At 64.4% G+C, this 14,997-nt stretch carries 11 protein-coding genes and 7 tRNA genes; 15 read left to right on the plus strand and 3 right to left on the minus strand.

The window, feature by feature from the left end; all coding sequences use genetic code 11:
* The first annotated feature begins 60 nt into the window (after nucleotides 1-60).
* Nucleotides 61-1,041 carry a helix-turn-helix domain-containing protein gene (locus RUU78_RS10870; RefSeq protein ID WP_313916478.1) on the plus strand — a complete coding sequence of 327 codons (981 nt, stop codon included), beginning with the start codon at nucleotides 61-63 and terminating at the stop codon, nucleotides 1,039-1,041.
* Between the two features lie 564 nt (nucleotides 1,042-1,605).
* On the opposite strand, the gene RUU78_RS10875 is transcribed toward RUU78_RS10870, so the two are convergent.
* On the minus strand, nucleotides 1,606-3,486 hold the full coding sequence (locus tag RUU78_RS10875; protein ID WP_313916480.1) for a serine hydrolase domain-containing protein: 1,881 nt from the start codon (nucleotides 3,484-3,486) through the stop codon (nucleotides 1,606-1,608).
* Between the two features lie 16 nt (nucleotides 3,487-3,502).
* Here RUU78_RS10875 and RUU78_RS10880 point away from each other — a divergent pair, with 16 nt between their 5' ends.
* On the plus strand, nucleotides 3,503-3,754 hold the full coding sequence (locus RUU78_RS10880; RefSeq protein WP_313916482.1) for a hypothetical protein: 252 nt from the start codon (nucleotides 3,503-3,505) through the stop codon (nucleotides 3,752-3,754).
* A 43-nt stretch (nucleotides 3,755-3,797) separates the two neighbouring features.
* Here RUU78_RS10880 and RUU78_RS10885 read toward each other — a convergent pair whose 3' ends face one another.
* Both RUU78_RS10885 and RUU78_RS10890 read right to left on the minus strand, forming a co-directional pair.
* Nucleotides 3,798-5,465, minus strand: coding sequence for a M56 family metallopeptidase (locus tag RUU78_RS10885; protein ID WP_313916484.1), 1,668 nt, complete (start codon nucleotides 5,463-5,465; stop codon nucleotides 3,798-3,800).
* Nucleotides 5,458-5,847 (minus strand): BlaI/MecI/CopY family transcriptional regulator, encoded by a 390-nt coding sequence (locus RUU78_RS10890; protein WP_313916486.1) that lies wholly within the window; start codon nucleotides 5,845-5,847, stop codon nucleotides 5,458-5,460. Before RUU78_RS10890 ends, RUU78_RS10885 begins: the two co-directional genes overlap by 8 nt.
* 346 nt (nucleotides 5,848-6,193) lie before the next feature.
* Here RUU78_RS10890 and RUU78_RS10895 point away from each other — a divergent pair, with 346 nt between their 5' ends.
* The 13 genes from RUU78_RS10895 to tig all read left to right on the plus strand — a co-directional run bounded on the left by RUU78_RS10895 (nucleotide 6,194) and on the right by tig (nucleotide 14,913).
* Nucleotides 6,194-6,703 carry a CinA family protein gene (locus RUU78_RS10895; protein WP_313916488.1) on the plus strand — a complete coding sequence of 170 codons (510 nt, stop codon included), beginning with the start codon at nucleotides 6,194-6,196 and terminating at the stop codon, nucleotides 6,701-6,703.
* 153 nt (nucleotides 6,704-6,856) lie between these two features.
* Complete coding sequence (gene recA / locus RUU78_RS10900; RefSeq protein ID WP_313916568.1) at nucleotides 6,857-7,894, plus strand: recombinase RecA; 1,038 nt, start codon at nucleotides 6,857-6,859, stop codon at nucleotides 7,892-7,894.
* 67 nt (nucleotides 7,895-7,961) lie between these two features.
* Nucleotides 7,962-8,456, plus strand: coding sequence for a regulatory protein RecX (locus RUU78_RS10905; protein ID WP_313916490.1), 495 nt, complete (start codon nucleotides 7,962-7,964; stop codon nucleotides 8,454-8,456).
* A gap of 164 nt (nucleotides 8,457-8,620) precedes the next feature.
* A complete protein-coding gene (alaS, locus tag RUU78_RS10910; RefSeq protein WP_313916492.1) occupies nucleotides 8,621-11,254 on the plus strand; it encodes an alanine--tRNA ligase in 2,634 nt (877 codons plus the stop codon).
* Nucleotides 11,255-11,589: 335 nt separating this feature from the next.
* The gene (csrA, locus tag RUU78_RS10915) at nucleotides 11,590-11,790 is read left to right on the plus strand and encodes a carbon storage regulator CsrA (RefSeq protein WP_313916494.1); all 201 of its coding nucleotides are present in this window, start codon (nucleotides 11,590-11,592) and stop codon (nucleotides 11,788-11,790) included.
* An 87-nt stretch (nucleotides 11,791-11,877) separates the two neighbouring features.
* Nucleotides 11,878-11,970, plus strand: a tRNA-Ser gene (locus RUU78_RS10920).
* Nucleotides 11,971-12,786: 816 nt separating this feature from the next.
* A tRNA-Arg gene (locus RUU78_RS10925) sits at nucleotides 12,787-12,863 on the plus strand.
* 170 nt (nucleotides 12,864-13,033) lie between these two features.
* Nucleotides 13,034-13,110, plus strand: a tRNA-Pro gene (locus tag RUU78_RS10930).
* 20 nt (nucleotides 13,111-13,130) lie between these two features.
* Nucleotides 13,131-13,207 (plus strand) — tRNA-Arg (locus tag RUU78_RS10935).
* A gap of 20 nt (nucleotides 13,208-13,227) precedes the next feature.
* Nucleotides 13,228-13,304 (plus strand) — tRNA-His (locus RUU78_RS10940).
* Between the two features lie 5 nt (nucleotides 13,305-13,309).
* Nucleotides 13,310-13,385, plus strand: a tRNA-Lys gene (locus RUU78_RS10945).
* A 74-nt stretch (nucleotides 13,386-13,459) separates the two neighbouring features.
* Nucleotides 13,460-13,544: transfer RNA gene (locus tag RUU78_RS10950), tRNA-Leu, on the plus strand.
* 70 nt (nucleotides 13,545-13,614) lie between these two features.
* The gene (tig, locus tag RUU78_RS10955) at nucleotides 13,615-14,913 is read left to right on the plus strand and encodes a trigger factor (RefSeq protein ID WP_313916496.1); all 1,299 of its coding nucleotides are present in this window, start codon (nucleotides 13,615-13,617) and stop codon (nucleotides 14,911-14,913) included.
* Nucleotides 14,914-14,997 lie beyond the last annotated feature (84 nt).

Here is a 14,997-nt window from a genome sequence, read left to right on the forward strand (position 1 = left end):
AGCCTCGACAGGGGCGGCCGGCCTGGTGTCCAATCTGACAGCTTTCGGGCTGGAGCGGACATGAAGGATTTCGAGGTGCTGGTGTTCCCCGGCGCCTACCCGAGCAGCGTGGCGATGAGCCGCGACATCCTCGATGCCGCCGCACAACTGGCGGCCAAACAGGGCACGGCGGTGCCGACTTGGGGCCTCTATTCGCTGGAAGGCGGCTGCCTGCACCTGCGCGACGGCATCAGTGTGCAGACGCGGCGCCTGCCGCCGCGGCGGCAGGGCATGCGATCCATCTGCGTGATCCCGGGCCTGGGCGCCGACCCGCAGGCACTGTTGGCGCAGATGCAGACGCCACATGGCAACGCGATCACGCGGCGGCTTGCCCGGCATGTGGCTTGCGGCGGTCAGGTCGCAGCCTCGTGCTCAGCGGTGTTCGTACTGCATGCGGCCGGCCTGCTCGCAGGCAGGCGCGCCACCACCACTTGGTGGCTTGCGCCGGTGCTGGCGCGGTTATCGCCGCACTGCAAGGTCGATGCGGACCGCATGGTCTGCGCCGACGGCCCGGTGGTAACCGCCGGCGCCGCGTTCGCCCACGCAGACCTGCTGCTGCATCTGTTGCGCGAACGCTTTGGGCCCCAGCTCAGCGAATCGGTCGCGCGCATGCTGCTGCTGGAACATCGACATTCGCAGGCAGCGTTTGTCGTGCCCGAGGTGCTGGCCAGCGGTCACGCCCTGGTCGCGCAGCTCAGCGCTCGCCTGGAAAAGTCGTTGCCGCAGGTGCCGCCAATCTCTCAACTCGCGCGCGAGTTGTGCGTCTCCGAACGGACCCTATCCCGCCACGTGCGCCAGGCCACCGGCAAGAGCACCAGCGGCCTGGTGCAAAGCATCAAGCTGCGGCGCGCCCGCACCCTGCTGCAGAACAGCCGCATGACCATCGACCAGATCGCCGCCGCCGTCGGCTACCAGGACGCCACCGCACTGCGGCGGCTGATGCGCAGGATTGCCGGGGCGAGTCCGGGGCAGTTCCGCACAGCGGCCATGGTTGACCGCTGAGCTAGATGGCCTGTTCGGTCAATACCGACGCGGCAGGCAAGCGCGTGCTGCATGTGTTCTCTTGAAAACACCAAACCTACAGAAAGAGCCGTGTCTGCTGCCTCGTGGGTTTTTTGCTTTTGTGTATCTACTTCGCGACGTCTGGAATGGACGAGTCCGACTACACGCATCCCGCCCCGATCCGCGGTGATCGCGCGACCGAAGCATGAAGGAGCGACTGCCCGCAGCCTCCCGAGAATCAGGGACGGCTACAACCGCCACGGCGGTTCCGGACGCGAAGACAACTGGAAAAAGATGCAGCTTGCTGCATAACCCGCGATGCATGGCGCCCCGGGGACGGCGTATGGGTCCTGATTCCTCGTGGTATTAGGCGATGTCGGACCAATGTCCTTTGGCCAGTACGTCCCGAGCCGAAGACTTGCCAAGCCCCTCGATCGCGCTGCCGGACATGCTGCCCTGCGCCATTGCGCGCGCCTCGGATTCGCAGGCGAGGCTGAGTCGTCTCCGCAGGATGTCTCGAGCAATTCGTCCGTCGCGTGTTGCTGGCGCTGCCCACACCTGGGGCTACGGCGTGAGCGACGTGGGTTGCGCCGGTGCGGAATCCCTGTCGTGCCCGGCACCGATGGGGCCGCAGCGATTGTCTGCGGCGACGAAAACGTATTCCCGCTGCTCGTCGTGCAGCACCAGCGACGGCCGCGCCTCGTTGACGGCGACTGCGAACTCCAGCCAACCGGCCAGCCCTGGCGAGATCGTGACCAGGGCCACAGTGCCGTCGCTGTTGCGGCGCGAAGCCAGTTCGCTGCGCCAGCCACCTACGTCGAGCCAGGTCGTGGCGCCTTTGCGTGAGATGTCGATGTTGCCCAGTTCCGCGTTGTGGTAGCGGCCGGCCAGTGTTCGTACCAGCGCCGGATCGGCCGGCACCGTCAGGGTCTTGCGCCGGGTTTCGACGTCTTCTTTCATGCGCCGGCTTTGCGTCGCCAGGTTCGTGACTGCTTCCGGCTGGCCGTCGAACAGTACTTCCAGCAGGCGTCGCCGGAATTGCCCGCGAATGCTGATGCCGCCCTGGTCGGCGTTGGTCAGTATGACGGCGCCGACGTTGTGTTCCGGCAGCCACATCACGTCGGAAATGAAGCCGAACATGCTGCCGCCATGGTGCAGCAGCGTAGTGCCGCTGCTGCGGTCGATCTTCAGGCCGATGCCGTAGCCGAGGTCGTTGCCGCGCGATGCCTGCTGCACGCGGCGCGCCAGCAGCGGCGCTTCGGCGATGTAGCGCGTGCCATCGGGCAGCAAGCCCTTGTCGAGTTCCATCTGTACGTAGCGGAGCAGGTCGTTGACGCTGCTCCATGCACCGCCTTCGGGACGGATGGGAAGGTCGGTGTATTGCAGGTCCATGCTGGCCGGCACGGTCATGCCGTCCACATCTTCCGAATGCGGTGAAGCGTGGTCCGCGCGTAGTGCGCGGTCGAAGTCGAGCGTGGTCGATTTCATGCCGAGAGGCTCGAACACCAGCGTTTGCATGGCAGCGTCGTAGGCAGCACCCATCTCCCGCTCCGGGTAGAGCGCATGCCCGCCAATGAACCCCGCCGCCGCCGCCGGGAGGTTGGCGTACTGGTAGATTTCCCCGAATCCGCTGGTCGGTTTCATCGTGGCCAGCGTGGTCAATGCCGATGCCGCTGTCGTGTCTTCGCTCTGGAACACCCATTCCATGTCCTGGCGCGGCAGGCCCGTGCAGGCGCAGACCAGATGTTTCATCAGGACCTTGCGAGTCGTGTCCGCATCGCCGAGCTTGAACGTCGGCAGCACCTGCGTAACGGGCGTTTCCCAGGTGAACCTGCCCGCGTCGACGAGCTTGGCCAGCATCAGCGTCGTCAGCGGCTTGGTATTGGAGGCGATCATGAACAGGGTGTCGGCATCGACGGTTTCGGGCTTGCCAAGCTCGCGCACGCCGAAGCCTTGCGTGAGCACGACCTTGCCGCCCTGCACGATGCCGATGGCCACGCCGGGAACGTCGAATTGCCGGCGTGCGTCGTCGACGAACTGTTTCAACGCCTCGACACGCGCCGCGTCGAGCGTGTGCGCGGTCCTGCCGGCGAAGGACTCGCGGGTATAGCCCTGCGGCTGCAGTCGGCCAAAGATCAGTTCCAGTTGCGCGTCGCGCCGGGCCATGACGTCTGTCGTCATGTCGCGGATCGCGACGATCCAGCGATCTTTGTGCCGCATGGCCCGCGCCGCGGTTTCGCGCCGGTCTTTCGCTGCCGTTGCGTATCGGTAGTTTCGAATCTGCTCCCAACCATTGCGCGGGGCGCCGTCGCTGGCGCTTTCGAGTTGCGGTCGCGCCTGGGCATCATAGGCTGCCCAGGCGGCAGCGACTGCGGCTTCGGCGTCCTTGGCGATGACGTCGACCAGAACGATGTGGGAGCCACCTTCGGGCGCGGTCAGAACCACGGACGATCCCGCTGCCTTGACCGACCAACCAGCGGGCGCGATGAAGCCGTGCCCGGCCGATGTGGCCAGCGGCGTGTCAGTGGTGAGAATTCTCGCGGCGTCTTCGGTGGATCCGGATATGCCGGCTGGGTGGCCGGTCCGGGCGCTGAGCACCGATGTGCATGCCATCAATAGCGAGCCGATGAAAGGAAGGCAGAGTTTCACGGACGTCTCCAAGACGGAATTGCAGGGCATGGTCGCCGCTGCCTCGTCGCCTGGTGGCGTGTAACCGAAGCATCGGCAGTCACCGTCGGGTTGGGCGTTGCAGGCGGTCAGGCGCGCGGTGGGGCTCGCTTCGCGAGGCGCAGCGCCAGTGCGTTGTCCATGAGGTTTCGCAACTCGCGCCCGGTCCGTTCCGCCGCCTTCTCCCGTCGGTGGTTGAGCGACTCGATCTGCTGACTGAGCGCGTGCACGGGCTCCATCGCACGCTCCGATTCGGTGGCGAGCGCGTTCCAGGCTTTTTCCAGGGCTTGCTGACGATGGGATTCGGCCTGCTGCTGACGAATCACGCCATCCCAGTCGGACTGTGCCTGGAGTTCGTCGGACGAGGGCTCGATCGGCGCGGACATCGCTTCCACGCGGTCGCGCAACATCGTGGCCTTGTGATGGCGGATAGCCATCGCTGCATTCAACAGGTCGATCTGCTGGCTCAGCGTGTCGGTTTCCTGCCAGGCCTGGCGAGCGCGGGCGAGCAGCGAAGCATCGGTGATGACGTAGTCCACGCCACCACGGCGGACCCAGAGAAATTCGCCCTGGACGCTGCGTCTCGCCGCCTCGATCGCCGTGAAATCATCGCTCGGACCCCAGATCGGGATGGCGTCGCCGGTCTCCGGGACGAGCGCGAATGTGGCGCGCATCGGTGCGTCGGACACATGGTCAGGGGGCGTGCGGCGAACGACATCGGCCACCGCTGCGGGGCCGGAGGGTGGGATCGACGCAAACGCGTAAGCGGCGGTGCAGGCCGCGGCCAATCCAAGCAACGGAAAGACGAGCATGGCGCGACCGTGCCTGTATTTCCTGGGACGCACGAGATGCTGGATCCGTGACAGCAGATCGCCGCCGCAGGCTGACTGCGCCACACGCATAATCGGGTGGATGTGCTGGAGGTCGGACAGCTCCGACAACGCCAGCGCGAGGTGGCGCGGTGTGCCGATGACGCCGGCCGCGAGCTGGTCGGCGATCAGCTCCCGCTCGACGCGGATGCGATGCGACAGCCACCACGTGATCGGGTGATAGAACAACAGGGCTTCCGCGATGTTCTGCAGCAGGTTGACGAGGTAGTCATGCCGGCGAATGTGGGCCAGCTCGTGCGCCAGCAATGCTTCGATCAGTTCAGGCGGCATGCGCGCCAGCAATGCGGTGGGGACCAGCACGACGGGGCGCCACCAGCCCGCCGACATCGGCGAGTCGAGCGAATCGACCAGGTGGAGCAGCACGCCATGGCGCAAGCCGAAGCGGACTGCCAAGGCATCCAGACGGTTCTGCCACGCGGTGTGCAGCGCGTTCTGTGGCGATCGACGCATGTGCCGGACCCAGGCCAAGCCCAGGGCCAGACGCAGGAACATGGCACTGGTGCCGGCGGCCCATAGCGCGACGACCCGGCTCGACAAGTCGGTGAACGGCGTCGTGACGGCGAATGCGAGCAAGTGCTGCCCGGTGGATGCGCCCGAACCGCCGCCGATGGGCGAGAAGAGTGGTCGCATCAGGGCTGATGACGCCGGCAGCGCGGTCGCGGTGAGCTGCGCGACCAGGGTCAGGCCAGGCACCAGCACACAGGCGAGCAAGGCGAGACATGCGACGGTATATCTCGCCTGCGGCCGTGCATGACGCAGACCGTACAACGAGAGCATCGCGAGCACGCCAATCAGCGTGCCCTGCCAGAGAAAATGCAGCAGTGCGTGACCCAGCGCGGGAGCCACGGTCGCGAGAAAATCACTCATCCGGGTTCTCCGCGAGGAAACGCCTGATCTCTTCGCGTTCCTTGCTGCTGACATGTTTGCGCAGCGCGGCCAGCACGAGGCTTTTGGCAGAGCCGGAGAAGGCTTTCTGGATAAGGTCGCCTAGCAGATTGGTCTGCAGCGCGTCTTGCGCATGCGCGGCGGCGTAGACGTGCGAACGCTCGCTCTCGTCACGCGTGAGCAGGCCTTTCCCGTGCATGACCTGCATCAGGCGCAGGACCGTGGCGTAGATGAGATCGGGGCGATCACTCAGGCGTGCGGCGTGCAGGTCCTTGACGGTGGACGGACCAAGGCGCCAGATCACCCGCAGCAGATCGAGTTCGGCCGCGGTCGGCTTCGGGGTCTTGGGGCGATTCTTCGGCATGCATGACTCGGCGCATTTCGGGTCGGACGCAGCATAGGATTGGTAGACCGAATTGTCTAGACAATTCGGTCTATGTCGTAAGTCATGGAACCCCGATGACAGCGCAGCACCCGGCGACTCCATATGCCCGCGACCGGGCACGAGCTGCCTATGCGCCGTACAGCGATAGCGAGTACGGAGGCCTCGACCGCGATCCGGGCTTCCCCGCAATGCGGTCGGCAAGACCGCCCTCTGGGCAGCGACGGCACCTCGCAATGCTTGGCGCGCACCTGCTTTTGAGCTAGAACACCCCGACGTCCGACATCGTCGGGTGGCAATGGCCTTTTTCACCCGTACAGGAAATTTCATGTCCGAGCCCGGCGCACCTGACGATGACGAACTGTTCCGGCTGGGCCAGGTCGTCGCGCACATCCTGCAACAGCGCGCTCAGATGCTGGTCACGGCCGAGTCCTGCACCGGCGGCTGGATCGCCAAGACGCTGACTGACATCGCTGGCAGTTCGGCCTGGTTCGAGGCCGGCCTCGTTGCCTACAGCTATGAAGCCAAGCAGGCCCTGCTGGGCGTGCGGCCCGAAACACTGGCCCAGCACGGTGCCGTCAGCAAGGAGACCGTGGTCGAGATGGTGTCGGGCGCGCTCGCCCGCTACGGTGCATCGGTCGCGGTCGCGGTGACCGGAATCGCCGGACCCGGCGGTGCGACGCCGGGCAAGCCTGTAGGCACCGTCTGGATCGGCTGGAAACGGCGTGGCGGCTACGCTCACGCCGAGGTATTCCATTTCGACGGCGATCGCGAGGCGGTACGCCGTCACACCGTTGCCGTTGCGCTCGCCGGCGTTCAGAAAATTCTTAGCGCCTGACGCGGCCCGCGCCGCATGCGGGCCGGTCCGGTCCGGGTGTGGAATAATCCGGCAGTCTGTTCGCCGTCTGTACCACTTCGTCTCGCCGCGTGAGAACGCCGGCGTCGACACTGCGCGGCGCAAACCCCTATGACGAGGAATTCAGCAATGGCAATGGATGACAACAAGCGCAAGGCGCTCACTTCGGCCCTGAGCCAGATCGAGAAGCAATTCGGCAAAGGCGCGGTGATGCGCATGGGCGACAAGGTCGCCGAGCCCATCGATGCGATTTCCACCGGTTCCTTTGCGCTGGACATGGCTCTGGGCATCGGCGGTCTGCCGCGCGGGCGCGTCGTCGAGATCTACGGCCCGGAGTCCTCGGGCAAGACCACGCTGACCCTGCAGGCCATCGCGAGCTGCCAGCGTATGGGCGGTACTGCGGCCTTCGTCGACGCCGAGCACGCGCTGGACCCGAGCTACGCCGAAAAGCTCGGTGTGAACGTCGACGACCTGCTTGTCTCCCAGCCCGACACGGGCGAGCAGGCGCTGGAAATCGTCGACATGCTGGTGCGTTCCAATGCGGTCGACATGGTCGTGATCGACTCGGTCGCCGCACTGACGCCGAAGGCTGAAATCGAAGGCGAGATGGGCGAGATGCAGGTTGGCCTGCAGGCCCGTCTCATGAGCCAGGCGCTGCGCAAGCTCACCGGCAACATCAAGAAATCCGGCTGCCTCGTCGTCTTCATCAATCAGCTGCGCATGAAGATCGGCAACATGATGCCGGGCCAGAATCCGGAAACCACGACCGGCGGCAACGCGCTCAAGTTTTACGCATCGGTGCGCCTGGATATCCGCCGCATCGGCTCGGTCAAGAAGGGCGACGAGATCATCGGCAATGAGACCAAGATCAAGGTCGTCAAGAACAAGCTCGCGCCGCCGTTCAAGCAGGTCTTCACCGAAATCCTCTATGGCGAAGGCATCAGCAAGGAAGGCGAACTGATCGATCTGGGTGTGGACCACAAGCTGGTGGAAAAATCGGGCTCCTGGTACAGCTACAGCGGCGAGCGAATCGGCCAGGGCAAGGACAATGCGCGCAACTTCCTGCGCGAGCACAAGGACATGGCCGCACAGATCGAGGCTGCCCTGCGCATCAAGATGATGCCGGAGAAGCGCGCGGTGTCGACGCCGGAGTTCGAGCCGGAAGAGGCGTGATCCTCGGCGTTGCGGCCACGGCCGCGAGGCCGGCCGGGACGCAAGCCTGCAAGGGCATCCGCACCGCATGAGCCGCAAGCGTGACGACAAAACGCTGCCCAGCGCCTACGGTAAGGCGTTGGGCTTGCTGTCGCGACGCGAGCATTCCGAGCGCGAACTCAAGCGCAAGCTGGATCGCACGGGTTATACCGGTGACGAAACCGCGCAGGCGCTGGCCAGATTGCAGGAGCAGGAGTTCCAGAGCGACGACCGCTTTGCCGACCTGCTCGTACGCAGCCGTGTCAGCCAGGGCCAGGGGCCGCGCCGTATCCTGGCTGAGTTGCGCACCCACGGCATCGCCGACACCGAGGCGCGTGAGGCGCTGGAGCGCGAAGGTACGGACTGGCTGGTCCTGGCGCGCCAGATCTATCGACGCCGATTCCCCGCTGCCGTCGCCGATGGCGACCGTCGGGAAAGCGCGCGCCGCGCCGCGTTCCTCTTGCGCCGCGGCTTTGATGCCGCCACAGTAAGGACCATCACCCACGCCGATGACGTGGACGACTCCGCCGAGGAGTTCGATTAGGGATGGTTTGAACGGACGTGCCGGCCTTCGCGGCCGGCGTTGTATTTCCGTAGCCGCGATTCCGATCCCGATCTGCACGGGTCGGCAGTTGATCCGGACTTCCCAGGCAATCTTGGCCGATCGTTCCCCGGCGTGTCCGACTTCCGCCTCCAGTGACGACGACCATGCGCAGCAGTGCCGAGATCCGCCAGAGCTTCCTCGATTTCTTCAAGAGCAAGGGTCACGAAATCGTGCCCTCGAGCCCGTTGGTTCCGGGTAACGATCCGACGCTGTTGTTCACCAATGCGGGCATGGTGCAGTTCAAGGACGTGTTCCTCGGCGCCGAAAAACGCAGTTACACGCGTGCGGTCTCTTCGCAGCGCTGCGTGCGTGCCGGCGGCAAGCACAACGACCTCGACCAGGTCGGCTATACCGCACGCCATCACACCTTCTTCGAGATGCTGGGCAATTTCAGCTTCGGCGACTATTTCAAGCACGATGCGATCACGTATGCGTGGGAATTGCTGACTGAGGTCTGGAAGCTGCCGAAGGAACGCCTGCTCGTCACCATCTATCACACCGACGACGAAGCGTTCGCCATCTGGAACACGATCGTCGGCCTGCCGGCCGAACGCATCATCCGCATCGGCGACAACAAGGGTGCGCCGTATGCGTCCGACAATTTCTGGCAGATGGCCGATACCGGCCCTTGCGGCCCGTGTACCGAGATCTTCTACGACCACGGCGAACACATCGCTGGCGGCCCTCCGGGCTCGCCCGACGAGGACGGCGACCGCTTCATCGAGATCTGGAACAACGTGTTCATGCAGTTCGATCGCGCTGCAGACGGCACGCTGGCGCCGCTGCCGGCGCCGTGCGTCGATACCGGCATGGGTCTGGAACGCGTCTCCGCCGTGCTGCAGCATGTGCATTCCAACTACGAGATCGACCTGTTCCAGCACCTGATCCGGGCGGCTGCGACGTTCACCGGCACGGCAGACCTCGAGAACACGTCGCTGCGTGTCATTGCCGACCACATACGTGCCTGCAGCTTCCTGATCGTCGACGGCGTGCTGCCGTCCAACGAAGGGCGAGGCTACGTGCTTCGCCGCATCATCCGGCGCGCGCTGCGCCACGGCTACATGCTCGGCGTGCGCGGACTGTTCTTCCACAGGATGGTCACGGCGCTGGTCGAGCAGATGGGCGCGGCGTATCCGGAACTGGTCGAGAAGAGTGGGATGGTCGAGCGCGCGCTCAAGGCCGAGGAAGAACGTTTCGGCATGACGCTGGAGCAGGGCATGAAGCTGTTCGAGGAGGTCGCGGCGAAAGCGAGCGGCTCGATTCCGGGCGAACAGGCCTTCCGTCTCTACGACACCTATGGCTTTCCGCTGGACCTCACCGCGGACATTGCACGCGAACGCGGCCTGATCGTCGACATGGACGGCTACAACAAGGCCATGGAGGCGCAGAAGGATCTGGCGCGTGCCTCCAGCCAGTTCGAAACCAAGGCCATGTTGTCCGCCGAGGCAATCCAGCAACTGCCAGCGACGCAGTTCCTGGGCTACGACGCTGCGTCCGCCGACGCGCTCAAGCTCGTCGGTATCGTGCGCGGCTCGCGTCTCGTCGATGAGCTCAGGGATGGCGAGGACGCAACGCTGGTGCTCGACCGTACGCCGTTCTATGCGGAGTCGGGTGGACAAGTCGGCGATATCGGCTTGCTGAGCACGGGGTATGGCCGCTTCGCCGTGCGCGACACGATCAAGCTCGCCGGCACATTTCACGGACATGTGGGCCGCTGGGAAGGCAAGACCCTGCGTCTCGGCGAGAACTTGCGCGGCGAGATCGATGCGCCGCGCCGTACTGCCGTCGTCCTCAATCATTCGGCGACGCATCTGATGCACGCCGCGCTGCGGCAGGTGCTCGGCACGCATGTCACGCAGAAAGGTTCTCTGGTCGCGCCCGATCGACTCCGCTTCGACTTCTCGCATTTTCACCCGGTCACACCGGATGAACTGCGTACGGTCGAGGACATGGTCAATGCCGAAGTGCGCCGCAACGCGGCCGCGGACGTTCGCACCATGGCTTACAAGGACGCGATCGATTTCGGCGCGATGGCGCTGTTCGGCGAGAAGTACGGCGAGCACGTGCGCGTACTCAAATTCGGCGATTTCTCCACCGAGCTGTGCGGCGGCACGCACGTGGCACGGACGGGCGACATCGGCCTGTTCAAGATCCTCAGCGAAGGCGGCGTCGCGGCCGGTGTGCGTCGCATCGAGGCCACGACCGGAGCGGGTGCGCTGGCCTTCGTGCGTGAAGAGGAGCGGCGTCTCGACGAAGTGGCGCAACTGCTCGGTTCGACGACCGCCGAGGCAGCCGACAAGCTGCGTCAGCTGTTCGAACGGCAAAAGCGCACCGAGCGTGAGCTGGAATCGTTCAAGGCCAAGGCGACCGGCGCAGCGACGGCGCAGCTGGCCGACGCGGCGCTGGACATCGCGGGTACCAAGCTCATTGCCGCGCGCGTGGAAGGACTCGACGCCAAGGGGCTGCGCGAGGGCATAGACCAGATCAAGGCGCGGCTGCCGGACTGTATCGTCCTGCTGGCCTCGGTGGCGGACGGAAAAGTCTCTCTCGCCGCTGGCGTGCAGGGTGCTCCCGCAGGCAAGGTGAAGGCGGGGGACCTCGTCGGTTTCGTGGCCCGGCAGATTGGCGGCAAGGGCGGCGGCCGGCCTGACATGGCGCAGGGCGGTGGCGAGGATTCCCCCGCGCTGCCGCGTGTTCTCGCCGATGTGCGCGGCTGGGTCGAACAACAGCTCGCCTAGACGAGTGCGTTACTTTTGCGGTGATAGTCTCGGCCTTGCCTGCTCGCTAAATGGAGTCATGGCCGCACGGCAATACGCCGAAAGTAATGCGTGGCTTCAATTGCGTGGCAGGTGCGCGGTCCGCTAGTATCAGTGAAGCGTGGTCGCCCCCAATTCGCAGGTAAAAATTTCAGTGGCGACTGACACGGTTCTCGGAATTTTCGCGGACAGTGAGCAATGGGGAGGGCCGCGGAATCAGCAGCCAGGCTGCGGAAGCGGTCCCGTGCGCATTCGCAATTTCCAGTGTGCGGTCGCCAGGACGTAGGGCCGGGACGTAGGGCGAAAGGAGACGAACGATGCTGATTCTGACTCGCCGGGTTGGAGAAACCCTGATGATCGGAGACGAGGTCACGGTCACCGTGCTCGGAGTAAAGGGCAATCAGGTCCGCATTGGCATCAATGCGCCCAAGGATGTCGCCGTGCACCGCGAAGAGATTTACCAGCGCATCAAGCGCGAGCAAGATCCGGGCGCCGGCACCGCAGGCAGCGAATCTTGAGTTGCGGGCTTTACCCGGCGCGGAGTAGTCGCTATTCTTCCGCGCCTTGCTGAGTCGGCCAGTGCGACACGGCGAGCAGACAAATCCGGAGAGATGCCCGAGAGGCCGAAGGGGCTCCCCTGCTAAGGGAGTATAGGGTCAAAAGCTCTATCGAGGGTTCGAATCCCTCTCTCTCCGCCAGATACGAAAAAAGGAACCGCAAGGTTCCTTTTTTCGTTGGCGAACCGGGCAGGTTCGGTGAATCTGGCCCGCATTGCCCACGCCCCTCCTGCCGCAGCCGTCGAGACGCTCGCACCGATCCGATGCGCGCTGCTCCCTCGTGTCGGCTCGACGTAGTGTCGACCGCCTTCGCCGTCACTCCGACCGCGGCGCGCATCAGTGGAGCGTCTCAACCGCCTCTCTATGAACCGGTGTGAGAAAGGCGGGCCAGCCGCCAGCGCTACGTGGCCGCATTTCGATTCCGGACGGTTCGCGGTGGGGTTGGGGGGGCGGCTCCACATTGCGCCTCTTCGCGGGCAGTGCGCCGACACGCTGCCCGCGGTCGCTGCCAATGTTGCAGGCGCACCAGAGGCCGGCACGGCCAGGCGAGCGACTCGCGCGACGTCCTCACGCGCTCGAAAGTGATCACTTGTACCAAGCATAAAATGTATTTATATATAATAGTATTTTCGCAACTAAGCCTGGGCTTGCCTGGTCGGCGCGATTTGTCGGTTGTTGGCCAACATGCAATGTGGGTCGGTCTGAATGTCCCGCGGAGAGATGATGGTCGTACGCGGACCGGCATGCTCGTGGCGCGGGGGTTTTCTGTCGCGGACCAGCGGCGGTCGGGTCATCGTCATTTCGACTTGGTCGCGTCGCCCCGGCAAAAAAAAACGCAAAACCTGTTGACGAACACAGCCAGGATCCGAATAATCCCGCCTCTCGTCGCGGCGGCAACAGGCGGCGGGGACGACGCAAGGGACGCGTCGAGCAACGCAGGGATGGCAAAGTTAGTGCGCGCCCGTAGCTCAGCTGGATAGAGTACCAGGCTACGAACTTGGTGGTCGGAGGTTCGAATCCTTCCGGGCGCGCCATTTATTCGAGGGTGCTGCGGCACCCTTTTGTTTGGCGGCAGTTCTGCAAGGTCGTATGTGGTTGATGCAAGGCTTTAGGGTAGTGCCTCGACGATTGACGGTGTAGGCAGGCCCCCGTAACATCCTCGGTTCTTTGGGATTGTCACGGGTGACCGAGTTCTGGACTGACACGGGGTATAGCTCAGCCTGGTAGAGCGCTAGCTTTGGGAGCTAGATGTCGAGAGTTCGAATCCCTCTACCCCGACCAGCCTGCGCAAACGAATGACTGCGCCTGTAGCTCAACCGGATAGAGCATCGGCCTTCTAAGCCGACGGTTGCAGGTTCGAGTCCTGTCGGGCGCGCCAATGCGATCGTAAGTTTTGTGGTGGGTGTAGCTCAGTTGGTTAGAGCATCGGATTGTGATTCCGAGGGTCGTGGGTTCAAATCCCATCATCCACCCCAATCGTGGGCCGCTAGCTCAATTGGTAGAGCAGCGGACTCTTAATCCGTAGGTTCCCAGTTCGAGTCTGGGGCGGCCCACCATCTTCTTTCGTCGGTCCTCACGTGGCTTTCCGCAAAGTAGAGCGCAACCGGAATCGAGTCGGTTCCGGCGGTGTGCGAATGTGGCGGAATTGGTAGACGCGCTGGATTTAGGTTCCAGTGGGGCAACCCGTGAGAGTTCGACTCTCTCCGTTCGCACCAGATCAGACTTCGTGGCCGCGCGGCCGCCGTTGGGGCGGGCACGCGGCCGATCGCCGTTCGAGGAGCAACAATGCAAGTTTCCGTTGAAAACGTGGGCAAGCTCGAGCGCAAGCTCACCGTGCGGGTTCCGGCTGATCAACTCGACAGCCAGGTCAGGAGCCGGCTGGTCGATCTGGGTCGCAGCGTCCGATTGAACGGCTTTCGTCCGGGCAAGGTGCCGGCCAAGGTCATCGAGCAACGTTTCGGCGCTCAGGTGCGCAATGAGGCGATGTCCGAACTGATCCGTTCGACCCTGACTCAGGCGATGGAAGGACAGAACCTGCGCCCGGCCATGCCGCCGTCGGTCGCCACGACCGGCGCGCCGAGCAATGGCGAGATCGAATACACCGCCACGTTTGAAGTCATGCCGGAAATCGGCACGGTCGATGTCTCAGGCCTGGAGATCGTCCGCGTCGCGGCGGATGTGACTGACGCCGACGTCGACACCATGATCGACACCCTGCGCCAGCAGCGCCGCACCTGGGCGCTCGTCGAGCGTCCAGCCCAGGCCGGTGACATGGTCCTGTTCGAGTATTCGGCCCAGGCCGGCGATTATCGTTTCCCAACCGAGGGACTGGATCGCGTCGGTACCGTGGTCGGTTCGGGCGCCCTGTTCAATGAACTCGAAAGCAGCCTGATCGGCCTCAAGGCTGGCGACGAACAGACCTTGAATCTGACGTTCCCGGCAGATTTCCGCAATGAGCATCTGGCCGGCAAGGAAGCTCAGGTCGCGGTCAAGCTCGTGCGTGTGCAGGTGCCCGAATTGCCGACGCTGGACGACGGTTTCTTCGCAAGCTTCGGTATCGGTGATGGCGGCCTCGACAAATTCCGCGCCGACGTCAAGGCAAATCTGGAGCGCGAGCTCAAGGGCACCCTGCTGGGCCGTCTCAAGAGCGAAGTGGTCGAAAAGCTGGTCGCCGCTTACAGCGAACTCGAACTGCCGCAGGGCATGATCGACGCCGAGGCGAACTCCCTGGTCCGCCAGGCCGAGGCCCAGGCCCGCCAGCAGGGCCAGACCGCCAACGTCACCGCAGCAGCGTTCGCCGATGTCGCGCGCCGTCGCGTTGCCGCCGGCCTGCTGCTCGGCGAGATCGCGCGCCAGAACGACATCCGCCTGGACTCGCGTCGCGTCGCCGAAACGCTGACGACCATCGCCTCGACTTACGAAGAGCCGGAGCAGGTGGTTGAACTCTATAACCGCGATCCCCAGTTGATGAACGCGCTGCAGAGCCGGGTCATCGAGGATCAGGTGACCGAATGGATTGCCGATCACGCCAAGGCGACTGAGCAGAAGCTCGGTTTCAATGAAGTGATGCGTCCGACGGCTTGAGTCCCAACGGCGGGGCAGGTCAACGACCTGGCCCGTTTTGGTATGCAGGCAAGCCGGCATTCGCCGCCGGCAGGCCCGTAACGA

The organism is Tahibacter sp. (assembly GCF_032229445.1).
Lineage (GTDB): Bacteria > Pseudomonadota > Gammaproteobacteria > Xanthomonadales > Rhodanobacteraceae > Tahibacter.

What these genes read in the sequence shown, in the direction of transcription:
- RUU78_RS10895 (WP_313916488.1), top strand. Translation starts at nt 6,194, where the DNA reads ATGTCCGAGCCCGGCGCACCTGACGATGACGAACTGTTCCGGCTGGGC.
- recA (WP_313916568.1), top strand. Translation starts at nt 6,857, where the DNA reads ATGGATGACAACAAGCGCAAGGCGCTCACTTCGGCCCTGAGCCAGATC.
- RUU78_RS10890 (WP_313916486.1), bottom strand. Translation starts at nt 5,847, where the DNA reads ATGCCGAAGAATCGCCCCAAGACCCCGAAGCCGACCGCGGCCGAACTC.
- RUU78_RS10885 (WP_313916484.1), bottom strand. Translation starts at nt 5,465, where the DNA reads ATGAGTGATTTTCTCGCGACCGTGGCTCCCGCGCTGGGTCACGCACTG.
- RUU78_RS10905 (WP_313916490.1), top strand. Translation starts at nt 7,962, where the DNA reads ATGAGCCGCAAGCGTGACGACAAAACGCTGCCCAGCGCCTACGGTAAG.
- tig (WP_313916496.1), top strand. Translation starts at nt 13,615, where the DNA reads ATGCAAGTTTCCGTTGAAAACGTGGGCAAGCTCGAGCGCAAGCTCACC.
- RUU78_RS10870 (WP_313916478.1), top strand. Translation starts at nt 61, where the DNA reads ATGAAGGATTTCGAGGTGCTGGTGTTCCCCGGCGCCTACCCGAGCAGC.
- alaS (WP_313916492.1), top strand. Translation starts at nt 8,621, where the DNA reads ATGCGCAGCAGTGCCGAGATCCGCCAGAGCTTCCTCGATTTCTTCAAG.
- csrA (WP_313916494.1), top strand. Translation starts at nt 11,590, where the DNA reads ATGCTGATTCTGACTCGCCGGGTTGGAGAAACCCTGATGATCGGAGAC.